This is a genomic window from Sphingomonas sp. TF3 (assembly GCF_003985085.1).
Classification (GTDB): domain Bacteria; phylum Pseudomonadota; class Alphaproteobacteria; order Sphingomonadales; family Sphingomonadaceae; genus Sphingomonas.
In genome coordinates this window covers 198,715-217,345 of record NZ_RWKS01000003.1, presented here as the reverse complement: position 1 = coordinate 217,345, position 18,631 = coordinate 198,715, and the positions used below count along the sequence as shown (strand labels likewise).

The 18,631-nt window shown below is 65.1% G+C and carries 14 protein-coding genes; 6 read left to right on the top strand and 8 right to left on the bottom strand.

Annotation, left to right across the window (positions count from 1 at the left end; translation table 11 throughout):
• Nucleotides 1–81: 81 nt before the first annotated feature.
• The gene (locus EJC47_RS03830; protein WP_126845557.1) at nt 82–2,724 is read left to right on the top strand and encodes a sensor histidine kinase; all 2,643 of its coding nucleotides are present in this window, start codon (nt 82–84) and stop codon (nt 2,722–2,724) included.
• A complete protein-coding gene (locus tag EJC47_RS03825) occupies nt 2,721–3,398 on the top strand; it encodes a response regulator (RefSeq protein ID WP_033966287.1) in 678 nt (225 codons plus the stop codon). Before EJC47_RS03830 ends, EJC47_RS03825 begins: the two co-directional genes overlap by 4 nt.
• Nucleotides 3,399–3,408: 10 nt before the next feature.
• Here EJC47_RS03825 and EJC47_RS03820 read toward each other — a convergent pair whose 3' ends face one another.
• On the bottom strand, nt 3,409–4,839 hold the full coding sequence (locus EJC47_RS03820; RefSeq protein ID WP_033966274.1) for a glycosyltransferase family 2 protein: 1,431 nt from the start codon (nt 4,837–4,839) through the stop codon (nt 3,409–3,411).
• A gap of 103 nt (nt 4,840–4,942) precedes the next feature.
• On the opposite strand from EJC47_RS03820, the gene EJC47_RS03815 reads away from it, so the two are divergent.
• Entirely contained in the window at nt 4,943–5,503 is a 561-nt protein-coding gene (locus EJC47_RS03815; RefSeq protein WP_033966275.1) for a cytochrome b, read from the top strand.
• Between the two features lie 11 nt (nt 5,504–5,514).
• On the opposite strand, the gene EJC47_RS03810 is transcribed toward EJC47_RS03815, so the two are convergent.
• The 5 genes from EJC47_RS03810 to rpiA form a co-directional block, all read right to left on the bottom strand.
• A complete protein-coding gene (locus EJC47_RS03810) occupies nt 5,515–6,324 on the bottom strand; it encodes a Cof-type HAD-IIB family hydrolase (RefSeq protein WP_126845556.1) in 810 nt (269 codons plus the stop codon).
• Nucleotides 6,321–7,304 (bottom strand): phosphogluconate dehydrogenase (NAD(+)-dependent, decarboxylating), encoded by a 984-nt coding sequence (gnd, locus tag EJC47_RS03805; protein ID WP_126845555.1) that lies wholly within the window; start codon nt 7,302–7,304, stop codon nt 6,321–6,323. The genes EJC47_RS03810 and gnd overlap by 4 nt, the downstream gene beginning before the upstream one ends.
• Before the next feature lie 12 nt (nt 7,305–7,316).
• Nucleotides 7,317–8,426, bottom strand: a complete 1,110-nt coding sequence (tal, locus tag EJC47_RS03800; RefSeq protein WP_033966278.1) for a transaldolase — start codon at nt 8,424–8,426, stop codon at nt 7,317–7,319.
• A gap of 112 nt (nt 8,427–8,538) precedes the next feature.
• Complete coding sequence (gene tkt / locus EJC47_RS03795; RefSeq protein ID WP_126845554.1) at nt 8,539–10,623, bottom strand: transketolase; 2,085 nt, start codon at nt 10,621–10,623, stop codon at nt 8,539–8,541.
• Between the two features lie 69 nt (nt 10,624–10,692).
• Nucleotides 10,693–11,361, bottom strand: a complete 669-nt coding sequence (gene rpiA / locus EJC47_RS03790; RefSeq protein WP_126845553.1) for a ribose-5-phosphate isomerase RpiA — start codon at nt 11,359–11,361, stop codon at nt 10,693–10,695.
• Between the two features lie 619 nt (nt 11,362–11,980).
• Between rpiA and EJC47_RS03785 the strand changes: the two genes are divergently transcribed.
• A complete protein-coding gene (locus tag EJC47_RS03785; protein ID WP_126845552.1) occupies nt 11,981–12,610 on the top strand; it encodes a DedA family protein in 630 nt (209 codons plus the stop codon).
• 87 nt (nt 12,611–12,697) lie between these two features.
• On the top strand, nt 12,698–13,351 hold the full coding sequence (msrA, locus tag EJC47_RS03780; RefSeq protein WP_126845551.1) for a peptide-methionine (S)-S-oxide reductase MsrA: 654 nt from the start codon (nt 12,698–12,700) through the stop codon (nt 13,349–13,351).
• A 16-nt stretch (nt 13,352–13,367) separates the two neighbouring features.
• On the opposite strand, the gene pdeM is transcribed toward msrA, so the two are convergent.
• Nucleotides 13,368–14,030 carry a ligase-associated DNA damage response endonuclease PdeM gene (pdeM, locus tag EJC47_RS03775; protein ID WP_126845550.1) on the bottom strand — a complete coding sequence of 221 codons (663 nt, stop codon included), beginning with the start codon at nt 14,028–14,030 and terminating at the stop codon, nt 13,368–13,370.
• Nucleotides 14,031–14,167: 137 nt separating this feature from the next.
• On the opposite strand from pdeM, the gene EJC47_RS03770 reads away from it, so the two are divergent.
• Entirely contained in the window at nt 14,168–16,111 is a 1,944-nt protein-coding gene (locus EJC47_RS03770; RefSeq protein ID WP_126845549.1) for a potassium transporter Kup, read from the top strand.
• Nucleotides 16,112–16,126: 15 nt separating this feature from the next.
• Here the strand turns inward: EJC47_RS03770 and ligD are convergent, their stop codons facing one another.
• Entirely contained in the window at nt 16,127–18,598 is a 2,472-nt protein-coding gene (gene ligD / locus EJC47_RS03765) for a DNA ligase D (RefSeq protein WP_126845548.1), read from the bottom strand.
• Nucleotides 18,599–18,631 lie beyond the last annotated feature (33 nt).

Sequence of the window (18,631 nt, the reverse complement as noted above, 5' to 3'; positions counted from 1 at the left end):
TCAGCGTCGTCAGGATGTGCGGCGCAGTGGACCCCGGGACAAGCCCGGGGTGACGGCTGCTGGCATCAGCACGGGCGTGCAATGACCGAAACCCGCCCCTCCCCAGATGCTCTGCTCAAGGCCGCCCAAAGGGAGGGGCGTGGTCGTCTCAAGATATTCCTGGGGGCCGCCCCCGGTGTCGGCAAGACCTTCGAAATGCTGCGCGAAGGCGCGGAACTCCTGCGCACTGGTACCGATGTCGTCGCAGGCGTGATCGAAACGCATGGCCGCACCGAAACCGAACGGCTGACCGCCCCATTCGAGGTGCTGCCGCGCGCTAAAATCGTCCATGGCGCGCACACTCTCGAGGAATTCGATCTCGACGCGATGCTCAAGCGGCATCCGCAAGTCGCCTTGATCGACGAATTTGCGCATACCAATGCCCCCGGCAGCCGCCACCCCAAGCGCTGGCAGGATATTGAAGAGTTGCGCGCAGCGGGCATCGACGTGCTCACCACGCTCAACATCCAGCACGTCGAAAGCCTCAACGATGTCGTCGCCGGTTTCACCCGCGTGCGTGTGCGCGAGACCGTGCCCGATGCGGTGCTGGACGATGCCGAGATCGAAGTGGTCGACCTCCCGCCCGACGAGCTGATCGACCGGCTGAAGGACGGCAAGGTCTATATCCCAGCCGAGGCGACGCGCGCGCTCGGCCATTTCTTCTCGAAATCGAACCTGTCGGCGCTCCGCGAACTGGCGTTGCGCCGCGCCGCGCAGACGGTCGACCGCCATTTGCTCGACCATGTCGCCAGCCTCGGCGAAAGCGGCACCTGGGCCGGCGGCGAGCGCGTCGTCGTCGCGGTTGGCGATCAGCCGGGCAGCGAAACGCTGATCCGCGCGGCCAAACGTCTGGCCGATGCACTCCGCGCAAGCTGGACGGCGGTGGTGGTGGAAACCCCGCGCACTGCGACACTCTCCGCCGAGGCGCGCGCGCGCATGGCGCATGCGCTCGACCTCGCCACCGGTCTTGGCGCGACCATTGCCACCATCCCCGCGCGCACTGTGCTCGAGGGTCTGGTCGCGCAAATCCGCGAAGCGCGCGCGACCGCCGTCGTTATCGGCAAGTCGCGCCGTTCGTGGTGGTTCGAGCTGCGCCACGGCTCGATCGTCGACCGGCTGGTGCGGGCGCTCGATGGCGTGGCGATCCATGTCGTACCCGTCGCGCAACCCAGCGAAACGTTACGCGAAGCCCCCACCACTCGGCCGATCCTGGCGCGCGGGAGTCTGATCGGGCTTGCACTCGTCGGTGCCAACACCGCGCTCGCGACGCTGTTACAGCCGCTGGTCGGTGCCAATGCGATGGATCTGCTGTATCTGCTGCCGGTGATCGCGACCGCCACGCTCTACGGCCTGCGCCCCTCGTTGATCGCGAGCATCGGCGCGGCGCTGGCGTATAATTTTTTCTTCCTGCCGCCGCTCTACACGCTGACGATCACCGATCCGCAGAATGTCGTCACGCTGATCGTGTTCGTCATCGTCGCGGTCGTCGCGAGCCAATTGGCCGGGCAAGTCCGCCGCGAAGCCAATCTCGGCGCGCGCACCGCCACCGAAAATGCCGCGCTCGCGGCGTTCGGCCAGCGTCTTGCCGCCGTCGCCGATGAGACCGGCACGGCGACCGCTACGTGCGAGGAAACCGCTGCCTTGCTGGGCGTGTCCACGGTCCTGTTAGGCGAGCGCGATGGCCGCCATGTCGCGATCGCCGGTGCGCCCGATGTGCCGCAACTGAGCCCGATCGATCTCGCCGCCGCCGACTGGGCGTTCGATCGCGGCGAGGTGACCGGGCGCGCGAGCGGGACGTTGACGGCCAGTGCGTGGCAATTCCATCCGCTCAAGACCGCGCTCGGCGTGTTGGGGGTGCTCGGCGTTGCGCGCGATGGCGATGGCGATCCGATCCCCGCCGACAAACGCGTGCTGTTCGCCACCCTGGTTGGCCAGGCCGCGCTTGCCCACGAACGTCTGCAACTGGAAGCGCAGGCGCGCGAGGTGAGTGCGCTGAAGCAGCGCGACGATTTGCGCGCGACCTTGCTGTCCTCGATCGGGCATGACCTCAAGACGCCGCTCACCGCCGTCGTTGCCGCCGCCGATCAGCTCGCCAGCGAATGTGGGGCCTCCCCCACCACCGCCACGTTGCAGAGCGAGGCCCGGCGTTTGCGGCGCGTGTTTGACGATCTGGTCGAGATGACCCGGATCGAGGCCGGCGCGCTGGTCATGCGGCAGGAGGCCACCGACCTGACCGATGCGGTCGCCGCCGCCGCACACGAACTTCGCGCCGAACTGGCACGCCATCGCCTGATTCTCGACGTGCCGCCGACCCTGCCGCTGGTCGAGGCCGATCCCCGCATGCTGCACCACGTCCTCATCAACCTGCTCGGCAACGCCGCCAAATTCGCCCCCGCCGATACCGACATCATCATCGAAGGACGTCGCACCCCCGACGGTCTCACGCTCGGCGTGCTCGACCAGGGCCCGGGACTACCACCGGGGCGCGAGGCGCATCTGTTCGACCGCTTTACCCGCGTCGATGGCGATGATCGCAGCGGCGGCACCGGGCTTGGCCTCGCCATCGTCCAGGGCTTTGCCCAGGCGATGGGGCTGAGCGTCAGCGCCTCCAACCGCGAGACCGGCGGATCGGCGTTTTGCGTGACTTGGCCCAATCCACTGATCCGGCGTACGGCAGCGGCATGACCGCCCAAATCCTGATCGTCGATGATGAAGCCGCAATCCGTCGCCTCGTGCGCGGAGCGGTCGAGCGCGCCGGGCTCACCGCCGACGAAGCCGCCACCGCCCACGATGCCCTGACCGCCGCGCGGCGCCCGGGATGCGAGCTGGTGCTGCTCGATCTCGGTCTGCCCGACCGCGACGGCATCGAGCTTGTGCCGCTGCTGAAGGCGATGGACCGCGCCGTCATCGTGCTGACCGCGCGCGACGCGACCGCAGAAAAGGTCGCCGCGCTTGATCTCGGAGCCGATGACTATGTCGTCAAACCGTTCGACACCGAGGAATTGCTGGCGCGCATCCGGGTCGCGCTGCGGCGGCACAATGCGGCAGCGGCTGGGCAGGACCGGCTAAAGGTGGGGCCGGTCGAAATCGATCTCGCCGCGCATCAGGTCTGGCGCGATGGCGTATCGGTGAAGCTCACCCGCAAGGAATTCGCGCTGCTCGCCGAACTGGCACGCCATGCGGGCAAGCTGCTGACTCATGCGCATTTGCTGCGGGTGGTGTGGGGCGAAGGCCATATCGACGACGTCGAATATCTGCGCGTCGCCGTGCGCGCGCTACGGCTGAAACTCGAGGCGGACCCCGCAGCCCCCGCGCTGGTGCTCAACGAACCGGGCATCGGCTACCGGCTGGTGGCGTAAGCGCGCCCCGCTACTCCGCCGGTGCGATGATCGCGGTGCGCCGCTGCCGTCCCCAGCTTTCGCGACCCGTCAGGAAGGCATGCCAGCCCCATACCGCCCCGGCGTGACGCAATAGCTGGAAGCTGAACGGTTCCAGGATCGCCGCGATCAGCGCCGGGAACAGCCCCAGCCCCTCGCGCTGCCCGGTCCAGTTCTTGTAAATACCAAGCGACCACAAATGGAAGGTCAGATCGATCGCGATCTTGACCAGCATCACGATCAGGATCGGCAGCGCGACCATGAAGCGCCCGGTCGCCACCAGCCCGATCAGGATTGCAAATGCCGCCAGCCCGTAGATCGGCTGAAGCGTGTCGAGCGTCTTGACCGGCAGCATCGCCGTGCCAAGCCAGCCGAAGCGCCGCGCGCCGACCATGTCGCGATTCCAATGCTGCGTCTGCAGAAAGCCGCCGAACCAGCGCCGCCGCTGGCGCAGGAACGCGAGCGGGCTCGCCGGGGCATCGGTCCGTGCCAGCGCACCGCCGACCACGCGCACCGTCCAGTCGCGCCCATGATCCACCGCGTGACGATGCAACCGGTGGATCAACTCGTAATCCTCGACCATGCAATCGGGATCGAACCCGCCGACTGCTACCACCGCATCGCGCCGGAACGCGGCGAACGCGCCCGAAATCAGCAACAGGCTGTTCAGCCGCTCCCACGCATGGCGCGACAGGAAATTGCGGACATATTCATAGGTCTGGAACCACTCGAAGAACCGTCCTTGCAAGTCCGGCCCGCAAATCGGCGCGAGCACCCCCGTCGCCGCCACCAGTTCGGGCTCGGCAGCAAAGGCCGCGCGCATCGCGGCGATCGCGCCGGGTTCGAGCAGCGTATCGGCATCGACCGTCAGCACCACTTCGGTATCGACCTGCACCATTGCCGCGTTGAGCGCCCGCGCCTTGCCACCGTGGCGCAACCGCAGCCAGCGCAGCGACGGCAGCACCGGTGACGGCTCGCTCATCGTGCCAAGCGGCGGTGCCACGAGCCCGTAGCGGCGCGCCAGCACCGCGGCGGTGCCATCGCTCGATCCATCGTCCGCAATCAGGATCAGATCGGGGGCGGCCGTCTGGCCCGCCAGCCGGTCGATCGCCGCCGCAATCACGCCTTCCTCATTATGCGCCGCGACAATCACGCCAAACGAGACCGAGGTCGCGGGCGCGGGCTGTGGCTTCAGGCGCAAATCCCGGATGTTCCATGCGGTGAACGCGAGCAATGCTGTGTCATATAAAATATAAACGATGCCGATCGACCACACCGCCAACCCCTGCCGCTGGAACGCCTGCACCAGCAGCGCGACGAACAGGATCGGCCCGAACGCACCGATGATCCGGCTTGCGACGGGAATCCGTCGCGGGGTCAGGCGCGGCGATTCCGCCACGAGCGTTTGGGCGAGCGAAGTCATTGCGGAGGCGATACCGATCCAGGATGAACGAGCGATGACGCCGCCTAGCGCGCGGGCGCAAGTCCCGCTAGGTTAACTCTAGTTTATCGGCAGGAGCATTATCTTGGTACAGCGCTACTCCAACGTTGCGATCGTGCTGCATTGGCTGGTCGCAGCGCTGATCGTAACCAACGTCGCGCTCGCCTGGATCTGGCCGGTCCTGCCCGATGCGCAGGTGCGCCCGGCGATCGACCTGCACAAGTCGATCGGCATCACCATCCTTGGCCTGGCCCTGCTGCGCATCCTGTGGCGCTTCGGCCATCGTCCGCCGCCGCTGCCGCGCGGCTATGCCGGTTGGGAAGTGGCCGCATCGCATATCGTGCACTGGGGGCTGTACGCGATCCTGTTCGCCATGCCGCTGACCGGCTGGATCATGGATTCGGCCTATGAAAAGGCCGCGACCACGCCGATGTACCTGTTCGGCCTGTTCCAATGGCCGCGCCTCGGCTTCATCATGGCGCTCGATCCCGCGACCAAGAAGGCGGTGCATGACGGGTTTGGCGAAGCGCATGAGATCATTGCTTATGCGGTCTATGCACTGGTCGCTCTGCATCTGGCGGGGGCGCTGAAGCACCAGTGGCTGGACGGCACGAAGGAAATCCAGCGGATCTGGTTCGGGCGCTGACCCGGCGGGGATTATCGCCCCGCCAGAATCGCGTCGATCGCCTCGGCCACGCCATCCCGGTCGTTACCTGCCACCACATGGTCGGCCTGTGCCCGCACCGCCTCGGGCCCCTGCCCCATCGCAAACGACAGGCCTGCGCGGGCGAACATCGGCAAGTCGTTGGCCTGGTCGCCAAACACCGCCGTTTCGCTGAGCGGCACGCCGATCACCTCGGCCAGCGTTGCCACGCCGTCGCCCTTATTGGCCCGCAGCGCAGTGATATCGAGATAATAAGTCTGCGACTGGGCGATCGTCGCTTGCGCCGCATGGGGCTCCAGGCTGGCGTGGAGATCGGCGAGCAGCGTCGGCACATCGCTGACGAAGGTGATCTTATCCACGCGATCGTACAGGCTTGAAAAATCCTGCGTCACGATCGGCGTCTGGTTCGACGCGATCCGCTCGCTGGTGACATGCGCGCCGACGTCCGTGCTGGCATACCACAGGTCGTCAGCGAACACCCAGGTGTCGACTGCCAGCCCGCGCGCCGCCGCGAAGGCCGCCTCGACCACCGACCGGTCGACCACATGGTGGCAGGTCACCCGCCCATCGCGGGTAAAGACCGTACCGCCATTGAACGCCCCCATCGGCGCATCGATCGCCAGCGTTTCGGCAATCGGCATCAGGCCCGATCGCGGCCGCGCGCTGATAATCGTGAACGGCAAACCCGCCGCGCGCAGCCGTGCGACCGCCGCCGCCACGCCCGGCGTGATTTGCTTCGCGCGATCGACCAACGTGCCATCGACATCCGACACCACCAGCCGGATCGCACTGGCGTCTGTCACTGCGGCATCTCGACATGGCCACCAAAGCCAAAGCGCATTGCCGACAGCAATTTGTCGCCGAACGTATGCTCGACCCGGCTGCGATAACGGGCGAACAAGGCAGCGGAGAGGACGTTGACCGGCACCGCCTCCTCCATCGCCGCTTCGATCGTCCAATGGCCCTCGCCCGAATCGGCGACCTTGCCCGAAAAAGCATCGAGCGCCTGATCCTTGGCCAGCGCCGACGCCGACAGATCCAGCAACCACGACGAGATGACCGATCCGCGCCGCCACACTTCAGCGATATCGGTCAAATTGAGATCGAAGCGCTCGTCCTCGGGGAGGTTTTCCGACGCCTTGCCCTTCAGGATGTCGAAGCCCTCGGCATAGGCCTGCATCAGGCCATATTCGATGCCGTTATGCACCATCTTGACGAAGTGCCCCGCCCCCGCAGGCCCGGCATGGATATAGCCCTGCTCGGCGCGCGGATCTTCCTTATCGGCATTGCGGTCGGGCGTGCGCGGGATCGTGCCAATGCCCGGAGCCAGCGCGGCTAGGATCGGATCGATCAGGTCGACCGATCCCTTGTCGCCGCCGACCATCATGCAGAAGCCGCGCTCCAGGCCCCATACGCCGCCCGACGTACCGACATCGATATAGTGGATGCCCTTTTCGGCGAGCATTTTCGCGCGGCGGATGTCGTCCTTGTAGAAGCTATTGCCGCCATCGATGACGATGTCGCCCGCTTTGGCAAAGCCACCGATCGTGGCGATGGTCTGCTCGGTCGGTTCCCCGGCCGGCAGCATCACCCAGTAGAGTGCGGGCGTGTCGAGCTTGTCGCGCATGTCCTCGAGCGACTCCGCCGCCACCGACCCATCGGCGGCGAGTGCAGCCACCGCCTTGGCATCACGGTCGAACACCACGGTTTCGTGCCCGGCGCGCATGATTCGGCGCGCGATGTTCCCGCCCATCCGGCCAAGGCCGATGATTCCGATCTTCATGAATATGGTCCTTCAGGCGTGCGCAGGATGCTTAGCGGCGATTGCTCCGAGCAGATCGTCAAACGCCTTGGAGAAGGACGCGACGCCCTCCTCGACCAGCGTATCGGTCACGCCGTCTAGATCCAGGCCAAGCCGCTCCGTCTCGGACAGAACATGCCGCGCACCCGCCACATCCTCGGTCAGCGTAAGCTTAGCGGTGCCGCGTTCGCGGAACGCATCGAGCGTCTTGGGCGGCACGGTGTTGACCGTGTCCTTGCCGATCAGCGTGTCGAGATATAGCGTGTCGGGATAATCGGGGTTCTTGGTGCCGGTCGATGCCCAGAGCAGCCGCTGCACCTGCGCGCCCTTGGCGGCGAGGGCCTGCCAGCGAGCGGACGCGATGAATTCTTCATACCAGGCATAAGCGAGCTTGGCATTGGCAATGGCGACCTTGCCCTTGAGCGCCTTGGCCGCATCGCCGCCGACCCCTGCATCAATCTTGTCGTCGATCTTCGAGTCGATCCGGCTGACGAAGAAGCTGGCGACACTCGCGATATGGTCGATCGGCTCACCGCGCGCGACGCGCTTTTCCAGGCCCTCGACATAGGCTTCCGCCACTGCCTGATATGCGCTTTGCGAAAACAGCAACGTCACGTTGACGTTGATCCCAGCGTCGATCGTCGCGGCGATCGCGGGGACACCGGCAGGGGTGCCGGGAATCTTGATCATCAGGTTCGCCCGATCGACCGCAGCCCACAATTTCTGTGCCTCGGCAATCGTGCCGTCGGTGTCGTTCGCGAGATAGGGCGACACTTCCAGGCTGACATAGCCATCCTTGGTGCCAAGCCGGTCATAGACCGGGCGCAGCGTGTCTGCCGCTGCCTGGATGTCGAGGATCGCCAGATGTTCGTAGCGCTCCATCGTCGACGCATCGGGGTTGGCCTTGTCGAACGCCGCAAGCTCGGCATCATAGGCATCGCCATGCCCCATCGCCTTTTCGAAGATCGACGGGTTCGACGTGACGCCGGTCAGCGAGTCCTCATCGACCAGTTTCTGCAGGCCGCCCTCGGCGAGGAACTTGCGGTCGACAAAGTCGAGCCACACGGCCTGACCGAGATTTGCGAGATCGTTCAAACGGCCCATCAGTGCTTCTCCGTATATCCTAGTGGCATCACCCGGCCTTGTTCCGAGTCCATCCCGCCAGCGTAGCAATGCATTTGGGCATGACGGTTACCGGAACAAGGCCAATCGGGGATCAGGCGGCCTCGCCGAGCATTTCGGTGGCAACCTTGACGACATTTTCGACAGTGAAACCGAACTTGTCCTGCAATTTCGCAATCGGTGCCGACGCGCCAAAGGTCGACATGGTGATCGTGCGCCCGTCGAGACCGACATAGCGATCCCAGCCGATTTCACCCGCCATCTCGATCGCGAGCCGCGCCTTCACGCCCTTGGGCAGCACCGATTCCTTATAAGCGGCGTCCTGCTTTTCATAGCGATACCAGCTCGGCATCGACACCACGCGCGATGCCACGCCCTGCGCGACCAATTTGTCGTGCGCCGCCAGCGCCAGCGACACTTCGGAACCCGTCGCGATCAGGATCACCTCCGGGTTTTCGCTGTCGGCGAGCACATAGGCACCCTTGGCCAAGCCGTCCGCGCTCGCATATTTTGTGCGATCGAGCGTCGGTAATGCCTGCCGCGACAGGATCAGCGCGGTCGGATGGCTGGCATCGGCCATGATCGCCCGCCACGCCGCCGCCACTTCATTGGCATCGGCCGGGCGGATCGTGTCGAGCCCTGGAATCGCGCGCAGCGTCGCCAGATGCTCGATCGGCTGGTGCGTCGGGCCGTCTTCGCCGACGCCGATCGAATCGTGGGTGAACACCCACACCGATCCGATTTCCATGATCGCCGACAGGCGCACCGGCGCGCGCATATAATCGACGAACACCAGGAAGGTGGAGCCATAACCGCGCAGATGCGACAGCGTCATGCCGTTGACGATCGCGCCCATGCCATGTTCGCGCACGCCGAAATGCACGTTGCTGCCGCCATAATTGCCGGGTTCGAACGAAGCCGCGCCCTTGATGTCGGTCTTGGTCGAGGGCGACAGATCGGCAGAGCCGCCGAGCAGCCACGGCACCTTGGCCGCGATCGCGTTGAGTACCTTGCCGCCCGCGTCGCGGCTGGCGACGCCCTTGGCGTCGGCATCGAACACCGGGATATCGGAATCCCAGCCGTCGGGCAGGCTATCGGTGAAGATCGCGTCGAGCTGCGCCGATTCCTCGGGATATTCGGTGGCATAACGCGCGCGCAGCGCGTCCCAGGCTTCGCGCAAGGGCGCGCCGCGACCGGCAATCGCCCCCTTAAAGTGCTCGGCAACGCCGTCGGGGACCAGGAACTTGGCATCTTCGGGCCAGCCATAGGCCTGCTTGGTCAGACGGATATTCTCCTCGCCCAGCGGCTCGCCATGCGCCTTTTCGCTGCCCGCCTTGGGGCTGCCATAGCCGATGATCGAATGCACGACGATGAAGGTCGGCTTGTCGGTCGTCGCCTTGAACGTATCGAGCGCGGCGGTGAGCGCAGCGACATCGTTGGCGTCGTTCACATGGATGACGTTCCAGCCATAGGATTCGAAGCGCTTGCCGACGTCTTCGTCGAAGGCAAGGCTGGTCGCGCCCTCGATCGAGATGTGATTGCTATCGTACAGCCAGCACAAATTGGACAGTTTGAGGTGCCCGGCGAGCGAGGCAGCTTCGGCCGAGACGCCCTCCATCATGTCGCCATCGCCGCACAGCGCATAGACATCATGGTCGAACAGGTCGAAACCGGGCTTGTTGTAGCGCGCCGCGAACCAGCGCTCCGCGATCGCCATGCCGACCGAATTGCCGCAGCCTGCACCGAGGGGACCGGTGGTGGTCTCTACACCGGTGGTGTGGCGATATTCAGGATGGCCCGGCGTCTTGGACGAGAGCTGGCGGAACTGCTTTAGGTCTTCGAGGCTGAGCGCGGGGTGCCCGGTCTTGTTGCCTTCGGCATCGATCTCTTCGATCCCGGCCAGATGGATCAGCGCGTAGAGCAGCATCGACGCATGGCCGACCGACAGCACGAAGCGGTCGCGATTGGGCCAATCCGGGGTGGCCGGATCGTAGCGCAGGAACTTGCTCCACAGCGTATAACCGACCGGAGCCAGCGCCATTGGCGTGCCCGGGTGCCCGGAATTTGCGGCCTGCACCGCGTCCATCGAGAGGGTGCGGATCGTGTCGATGGCGAGGCGCTCGGGCGAGCCGTCCTCATGAACGCTCGTTGCAGTCGCAGTCGTCGGGGTATCGGCCATGAACGGTATCGCCTCGCTAATGTGGGTCTGAACGCACCTGCGCCCGCCCGGTTGCGGTGTGCGAGGGCCTTATCGTGTCCTTTCGTCGCGTTCCAGCCGCGTAACGACGCCATTGGTCGCGATATAGGCGGCAGATACCTCGCTCAGGAACAGGCCGTGCCCCAAAGCACCCGGAATTGCGGCGATTTCGGCGGCAAGGCGGCGATGGTCGATATCGGGCGCAAAGCGGCAATCGAGGACGGAATTTCCCTGATCCGTTATGAAATTTGCACGCAAGGCAACCTCGGCCCCCAGGCTTTCGAGTCGCGTGGCCACGAAATTGCGGGCGAAGGGCAAGGTTTCGACCGGGATCTTCGCCACCCCGATCGCGGCGACGCGTTTGGAGCCATCGGCGATCACCAGCATCCGCGCGCTGGCGGCGGCGACCACCTTCTCGCGCAACATCGCGCCGCCCGCCCCCTTGATCGCGCGCAGGGTGCCATCGATTTCGTCGGCCCCATCTATGGTCAGGTCGATCCGCGCGGGCAGGTCGATCAGCGTGATGCCGGCGGCGCGCGCATGCGCCTCGGTGGCAAGCGAGGTCGCAACCGCCTGAATCGCCAGCCCGCCCCGCACCCGCTCGCCCAGCGCCTCGATCGCAAACGCTGCGGTGGACCCGGTGCCAAGGCCGACAATCATGCCAGCGCGAACCTCTTCCACCGCAGCCAGCGCCGCGAGGCGTTTGTCGGACTCGTTCATAGGGACGCTCTACCACCCTTCACTGGGCGGGCCCATGGCGCTTTTGGAATTGGTGGCTAGCTGTCGTCCGGGTCGCTCATAGCCACGCGTTTTTGCCGGAACATATCCACAATTGTAATGCAGCCGTGCAGGACCAAGCCAAGTGATCCCGGCAAAATTACCCAGATGCGACTGTCCGGCTCGGGCGGGTGCATTAGGGCAAAGGTGACCAATATACCGCCTGCTAAAGCCGCGATACCGACCCACCGAAGATTAGAGGGCGGCCAATATTGATAATCGAAGCTGGAAAACTTCGCAGCGGATCCTGTTACCGAGATATAATCGTATATCGGAACGCCTATCGCTACGGCGAGCGCAGTTTCTAAGAGGCCCATCGGACGACCTTAGCAGGAGCAAGAATGACCGCAAATGGGAGGGAGGTGACTATCCGCCCGCTAAGGCACTAGCCAATGGCCAGCACTCACGAATAGCCGCCAAGGAACGCGGCCCCGTCCTTCGCCCGGGAGACGCAGGAGGCGAGGGGCAGCGAAGCAAAGCAGCCTAAAACGCAAAGCCCCTCCCAACGGCCGAGCACATTTCCGCTGGCCCCGCGCCACGTCCCACGGCAAAGCACCCGCTTATGATCGAAAAAATTCTCGGCATCCTCGCGACCTTCACCATCGGCGTCATTTCCACCGGCGGCTATCTCGGCATCGCGCTGCTGATGGCGATCGAATCGGCGTGCATCCCACTGCCGTCCGAGATCATCATGCCCTTTGCCGGCTATCTCGTCTCGACCGGGCATTTCAACCTGTACCTCGCCGCGACAGCGGGCGCGATCGGGTGCAATCTCGGCTCGATCGTCGGCTATGAGATCGGCAAGCGCGGCGGGCGGCCGGTGGCCGAGCGCTGGGGCCGTTACGTGCTGGTCGGCCCAGGCGAACTCGATGCCGCCGACCGCTTCTTCGCGCGCTTCGGTAATATCGCGGTGCTGATCGGTCGCCTGCTGCCGGTGATCCGCTCGTTCATCGCGTTTCCGGCGGGCGTAGCGCGGATGCCGCTGATCCCCTTCCATATCTATACCTTCATCGGATCGTGGCCGTGGTGCTTCGGCCTTGCCTATCTCGGCATGGTGCTGGGCGACAAATGGAACAGCGATCCGCGCGTCAAGGCGGCGTTCCACAGCGCCGATGCGGTGATCGCAGTCGTGCTGGTGGCGGCGGTTGGCTTCTATATCTGGCACCGCGTGCGCGGCTTGAAGCGGCATTGATCCGACACGACATCTCTTTGGCTGCCCGGCCGTAACTAAGTGCGGCCAAGACACGAACTACGTCGTGTCCCATCAAGAGGTGTCCCGATGTTAAAGCCCCTTCTCTTTGCCACAGGTCTTGCCGGTGTCGCGCTGTTCGCGCTCGGCGGCACCGCGCAGGCCGAGCGCGCCGTGCCGCTGCCCGTCGCCAAAACCGATGTCACCGCCACCGGTCGGCAAACCGCCGTGTTCGCGGGCGGCTGTTTCTGGGGCATGGAAGCGGTGTTCGAGCATGTGAAGGGCGTGACCAACGTCACTGCCGGCTATGCCGGGGGCACGCGCGACACCGCGACCTATGATCAGGTTTCAAGCGAAACGACCAAACATGCCGAGGCGGTGCGCATCGTCTATGATCCGGCCAAGGTCAGCTATGCGACGCTGTTGCGCGTCTATTTCTCGATCGCGCACGATCCGACCCAGCTCAATCGGCAAGGCCCCGACACCGGCTATAGCTATCGCTCGGCAATCTTCCCGCAAAGCGCGGCGCAGCGCGGCGTGGCCACGGCCTATATCGCGCAATTGAGCCAAGCGCATGTCTTCGCCAAGCCGATCGTGACCAAAATCGAGTCGGGCGCGTTCTTTCCGGCGGAGGACTATCATCAGAATTTTTACGACCGGAACCCCAACCACCCCTATATCGTGACCTTCGACAAACCGAAGGTTGCGGCGTTCCGCGCAGGCTTTCCGCAATTGGCGAGCTGAGACGTCGCGCCGGGCTTCAGGCCGCCAGCGGGAAGCGCAACAGACGATCCTCGACCGGGATCAGCGCTTCCGCGCCCGGCCCGACTGCGCGGACGATTTCCGGATGCGCGGCATCCAGCCCGCCGGTCAACGCACCGAACGCGGGCAGGATCAGCTTATGGGCGGTGGCGATGAAACAGCGGCGGGAGACCGAACGCCCGCGAACGCGCAAGCGCAATTTGGGATGGAAATGGCCCGAAAGCTCGGGACGGACTTCGTCCGGCACGGCCTCATGGCGCAGGATCAACCCGTCGACCTCGGCCTCGTCAACCACGACCCCGCCGCAACGATCGACCATCCCCGCATCATGGTTGCCGGTGATCCACGTCCATGCAACCTCACCGGTCAGCGCACGCAGCCGCGCCTGCGCCGCATCCGGCAAGCGATCGCACCCCTCATCGTCATGGAAACTGTCGCCCAGGCACCAGATCTCGCGCGGGCGCAGTGTCTCGACCAGGGCGGTCAGATCCGCCAGCGTCGCCAGCGAGTCATATGGCGGCAGCATCTGGCCGCCGCGCGCATACCAGCTCGCTTTTTCGAAATGCAGGTCGGCCACCAGCACCGCACCGCGCGCGGGCCAGAACAGCGCGCCGCTGCCCAGGGCCAGCAAATCACGGCCTGCGAACGAAAAGGGAACCATCGTTCGCCTATGTCGCAATGGTGGCCGTGGCGCAACGGTAACCAGGCCGCATGGCCAGCGCGGGTATCAAAGGCCTTGCGCAAAGCCCCCACGAGCGTAAAGCGCGCCGTCCTTCCTGACGAGCCATTTTACCCCTTATGACCGCAGCGACCGCGACCAAGCCTGACAGTCCTGCCCCGCACGCGCCGCATCCGGCGTTGCTGGCCCTGACGATCGGCGCGATCGGCGTGGTGTTCGGCGATATCGGCACCAGCCCGCTTTATGCCTTTCGCGAAGCGTTGAGCCAGACGGCAGGCGACGGCATCGACGCCGGCGAGATTCTGGGCGTGCTGAGCCTCGCAATCTGGTCGCTGATCCTGGTCGTCACGGTCAAATATGTCATCTTCCTGATGCGCGCCGACAATCAGGGCGAAGGCGGCGTGCTGGCGCTCACCGCACTCGCCCGGCGCGCGCTGGGGCGGCGCTCGCTCATCGCGCTGGTGCTGGGGGCGGCGGGGGCCTCGCTCTTCTACGGCGATGCGATCATCACGCCCGCTTTGTCGGTGCTGTCGGCGGTGGAGGGGCTGAAGACCATTCCTGCGCTTGCCACTATTTTCGATGACTCGGCGATCCTCGGCGTGACGATCGTGATCCTCGTCGCGCTGTTTTTCATCCAGAGCCGCGGAACGGCGAGTGTTTCCGCGCTGTTCGGGCCAGTGTGCATCGTGTGGTTTCTGGCGATCGGCGGGCTCGGCCTGTGGCATATCACCGACGAACCTTCGATCCTGCGCGTGCTCTCGCCGCATTATGGCGCGATCCTGCTTGCCACGCACGGCGTTACGGGCCTGTTCGTGCTGGGGGCGGTGTTCCTGACGGTAACCGGAGCGGAGGCGCTGACCGCCGACATGGGCCATTTTGGGATCAAGCCGATCCGCATCGGCTGGTTCTTCCTCGCTTTCCCCTGCCTCGTCCTCAATTATCTGGGCCAGGGGGCTTATGCCCTGAACGCGCTCGAAGCGGCAGCGGCGTCGGGCAAACCGTTCGTGAACCAGGACTGGTTCTTCGTCATGGCACCCGAGAGCGTGCGCCCCTGGCTGATCGTTCTCGCGATGCTGGCAACCGTGATTGCCAGCCAGGCGGTGATCACCGGTGCCTATTCGCTGACGCAACAGGCGATCCAGCTCGGCCTGTTGCCACGCCTGCGCATCTTGCAGACCTCGGCGACGCAAGCCGGGCAAATCTACCTCCCGTCGATCAACTGGCTGCTGTTGGCCGGGGTGTTGGTATTGGTCATCCAGTTCCGCACCTCCTCGGCGATGGCCGCCGCTTATGGCATCGCGGTAACCGGTACGATGGTGGTGACGACGCTGCTCGCCTACATCGTTGTGCGGCATCGCTGGAACTGGGGACGGCCGCTGGCGTTGGCGGTGATCCTGCCGTTCCTCACGCTGGATTTGATCTTCTTCGGCGCAAACATCCTGCGCGTCATCGAAGGTGGCTGGGTGCCGCTGGTAGTAGCAGGCGCGATCGGGCTGATCATCTACACCTGGAATCGCGGTCGCGGCATCGTCCGCGCGTTCGAAGCACGGCAGAGCGTGCCGCTCGCCGATCTCGCCGCCGCGCTCGCCAAGCGCCCGCCCGAGCGTGTCGAAGGCACTGCCGTGTTCCTTACCGCCAACCCCGACAGCGCGCCGGGGGCGCTGCTGCACAATCTCAAGCACAATAAGGTGCTGCACGAAAAGAACCTGATCGTCAGCGTGCGCACCGCCGACCGCCCCTCGGTCGAGGCCAGCGAACGCTCTGAAATCCGCCCGGTAGACGACAATTTCGTGATCGTGGTGCTGACCTATGGCTTCATGGAATCGCCCGACGTGCCGCGCGACCTGGGGCTGGAGGCGGTGAGCCACAAGAAGGTGCTCAACCCCGCCAAGACCAGCTATTTCATCGGCCGCAACACGATCAAGCCCGCCGCCAATCAGGGCATGCCGCTATGGCAGGACCGCATCTTCATGTTCCTGCAACGCAATGCCAGCGACCCGACCGACTTCCTGAAGATTCCGCCCGGCAAGGTGCTGGAATTGGGCGAGCAGGTCACCGTCTAGTCTGGACGCCGCCCGTCACAAATCGGGCAGCACCTGATCGGCAATGCCCCACCCCGCCAGTTCTCGCGACGCGGCGCGCGCGATCAACTCGTCGGCATTGTGGATGCTCCAGCGCGCGGCGGTGTCGATGCCGCCGAGTTCACTCCACGAGACCGGTGCCGCCACCGGTGCCCCGGCACGCGCGCGCGCGACATAGGGCAGCACAGCGGTCGCGCCGCGCTGGTTGCGCAGCCAGTCGATGAAGATCCGCCCTTTGCGCTTGGCCTTGGACATGGTCGCGACGAAGCGGTCGGGCGCAGCCTCCCCCAGCGCGCGGGCGAAGCGATCGGCAAAATCCTTGACCGCGGGCCATTCGGCCTGTGGGGTCAGCGGCACGACGACATGCACACCCTTGCCGCCCGACAGCATCGCGAAGCTGACCAGCCCCAGCTCGGCAAGATGCTCCTTCAACTCGACCGCGGCCTTCTTGACCAGATCGAAGCCCAGCCCCTCATCGGGGTCGAGATCGAACACCATGCGATCGGGCTGTTCCAGCGTGGCGACCGAGGATCCCCAGCCGTGGAATTCGATCGTGCCCATCTGCACGCACGCGACCAGCCCGTCGGCATCGTCGATGTACAGATACTCTTCGGATGACCCGTCCTTCTCGGTGATCGGCACCGTGTGGACATGCTCGCCCTTGAAGCTGCCCGCGTCATGCTTCTGGAAGAAACATTGCTTGGCGCGCCCCTGCGGACAGCGCACCAGGCTGATCGGCCGGTTGGCGGCCCAGGGCAGCATGATGCCCGCGACCTTGGCGTAATAATCGGCGAGGTCGCCCTTGGTGATGTTCGATTCGGGGAAGATCACCCGGTCGCGGCTGCTGACCTTGATGTGGATTTCGGGCGTTTCCGCCGCTTCCGGCTGCACCGGCGTTTCCGCCACCACCTCGCGCGCTGGCTTGTCCTCGCGCAGGCCGATGAAGCTCGAATGCCGCAATACGCCATCAGGCGTGGTCTCGGCAAAGGCCACCTCGGCGACCAGCTTTGGCGACACCCAATGCGCACCCCGCACCGCCGCGCGCGGCGCGTCCACGGTCGGCGTCTTGCGCTCGATCTTTTCCAGCCGCGCGCGCAGATCGAGCATTGTCGCGGTGTCGAAGCCGGTGCCGACCTTGCCGGCATAGACCAGCCCATCCGGCCCGTTCAGCCCGAGCAACAACGACGCGAACCCGCGCGACTTGGCGCTCGGCGTCCAGCCGACAATGACGAACTCCTGCCGCCGCGTGCATTTGGTCTTGAGCCACGCCTGCGTGCGCTTGCCGCGATAGGGTGCGTCGGCGCGTTTGGAGACGACGCCCTCATAGCCTTCCTTGCACATCGTTTCGAACAATGGCTCGCCCTGCCCGGCGATATGGTCGGAATATTGGACGCGCGGGTCCTTGCCGTCGATCAAAGGCTGGAGCCGCTGCTTGCGCGCGAGATTGGAAAGGCCGGACAAATCCTCGCCGTTTAGGTTCAGCAGATCGAAAGCGAAAAAGGTCATGTCGCCGCCGGACGCGATCGCGTCCTTCAGCGTCGAGAAATCGGGGCGGCCATCCTTGAACGCGACGATCTCGCCATCGAACAGTGCGGTCTCGACCGGGAGCCTGGCGACGGCATCGGCAATCGCCTGGAACTTGTCGGTCCAGTCGAGCCCGCTACGCGTGAACACCGTGGCCTTGCCCTTGTCGACCGCGATCAGCGCGCGATAGCCGTCATACTTCACCTCATGCAGCCATTGGCTACCGGTCGGAACGGAATCGACGAGGGTGCAAAGCTGCGGCTCCTGGAACACCGGCCTGGCGGCCGTTTTCCGGCGAACGCCGGGCTCCCCAGCAACGGGCGCAGCTTTTGCAACCCTGGCCCCTGGCTTTCGCCGGGGAGCCGTCGGCTTCTTCCCTTCCGCAATCTCCGCCATTGTGCGCCCGGTCGTCACGCTGGTCAGCGCGGTTTCGACCAGCGTATCGGCCCCGCCTGCCTCCGCATCGTCGATCTTGCGCAGCAGCCAGTTCTCAGCCTTCTCCTTGCCGCGCGGTTTCAGCCGGATCAGCAGCCACTCGCCCTTCATGCGCTGGCCGTCGAGCACGAAGTGGAGGTGGCCTTGGTCGAGGTCCTCGGCGCTCTTGCCCTTGATCGGGGACCAGGTGCCGCTGTCCCACAGCATCACAGTGCCGCCGCCATATTCGCCCGCCGGGATCGTCCCCTCGAAATCGGCATAGGACAAGGGATGGTCCTCGGTCCGCACCGCCAGCCGCTTCTGCGCGGGGTCGGGGCTAGGCCCGCGCGTCACCGCCCAACTTTTCAGCACGCCATCGACTTCCAGCCGGAAATCCCAGTGCAGTCGCGAGGCGTCGTGCTTCTGCACGATGAAGCGATTGCCGTGCCAGGGTTCGAGCGTGCCCGCAGGCTCTGCGGTCTTCGCGACGTCGCGCTTGGCGTTGTATTTGGCGAGCGGGTCGAGCGTCATATGGCCTCCCCTCCCTGAAAGGGAGGGGTTGGG

Coding starts and splice junctions, on each gene's coding strand:
- EJC47_RS03830 (WP_126845557.1), top strand. CDS start 82: ATGACCGAAACCCGCCCCTCCCCAGATGCTCTGCTCAAGGCCGCCCAA.
- EJC47_RS03825 (WP_033966287.1), top strand. CDS start 2,721: ATGACCGCCCAAATCCTGATCGTCGATGATGAAGCCGCAATCCGTCGC.
- EJC47_RS03820 (WP_033966274.1), bottom strand. CDS start 4,839: ATGACTTCGCTCGCCCAAACGCTCGTGGCGGAATCGCCGCGCCTGACC.
- gnd (WP_126845555.1), bottom strand. CDS start 7,304: ATGAAGATCGGAATCATCGGCCTTGGCCGGATGGGCGGGAACATCGCG.
- tal (WP_033966278.1), bottom strand. CDS start 8,426: ATGGGCCGTTTGAACGATCTCGCAAATCTCGGTCAGGCCGTGTGGCTC.
- tkt (WP_126845554.1), bottom strand. CDS start 10,623: ATGGCCGATACCCCGACGACTGCGACTGCAACGAGCGTTCATGAGGAC.
- rpiA (WP_126845553.1), bottom strand. CDS start 11,361: ATGAACGAGTCCGACAAACGCCTCGCGGCGCTGGCTGCGGTGGAAGAG.
- EJC47_RS03785 (WP_126845552.1), top strand. CDS start 11,981: ATGATCGAAAAAATTCTCGGCATCCTCGCGACCTTCACCATCGGCGTC.
- msrA (WP_126845551.1), top strand. CDS start 12,698: ATGTTAAAGCCCCTTCTCTTTGCCACAGGTCTTGCCGGTGTCGCGCTG.
- pdeM (WP_126845550.1), bottom strand. CDS start 14,030: ATGGTTCCCTTTTCGTTCGCAGGCCGTGATTTGCTGGCCCTGGGCAGC.
- EJC47_RS03770 (WP_126845549.1), top strand. CDS start 14,168: ATGACCGCAGCGACCGCGACCAAGCCTGACAGTCCTGCCCCGCACGCG.
- ligD (WP_126845548.1), bottom strand. CDS start 18,598: ATGACGCTCGACCCGCTCGCCAAATACAACGCCAAGCGCGACGTCGCG.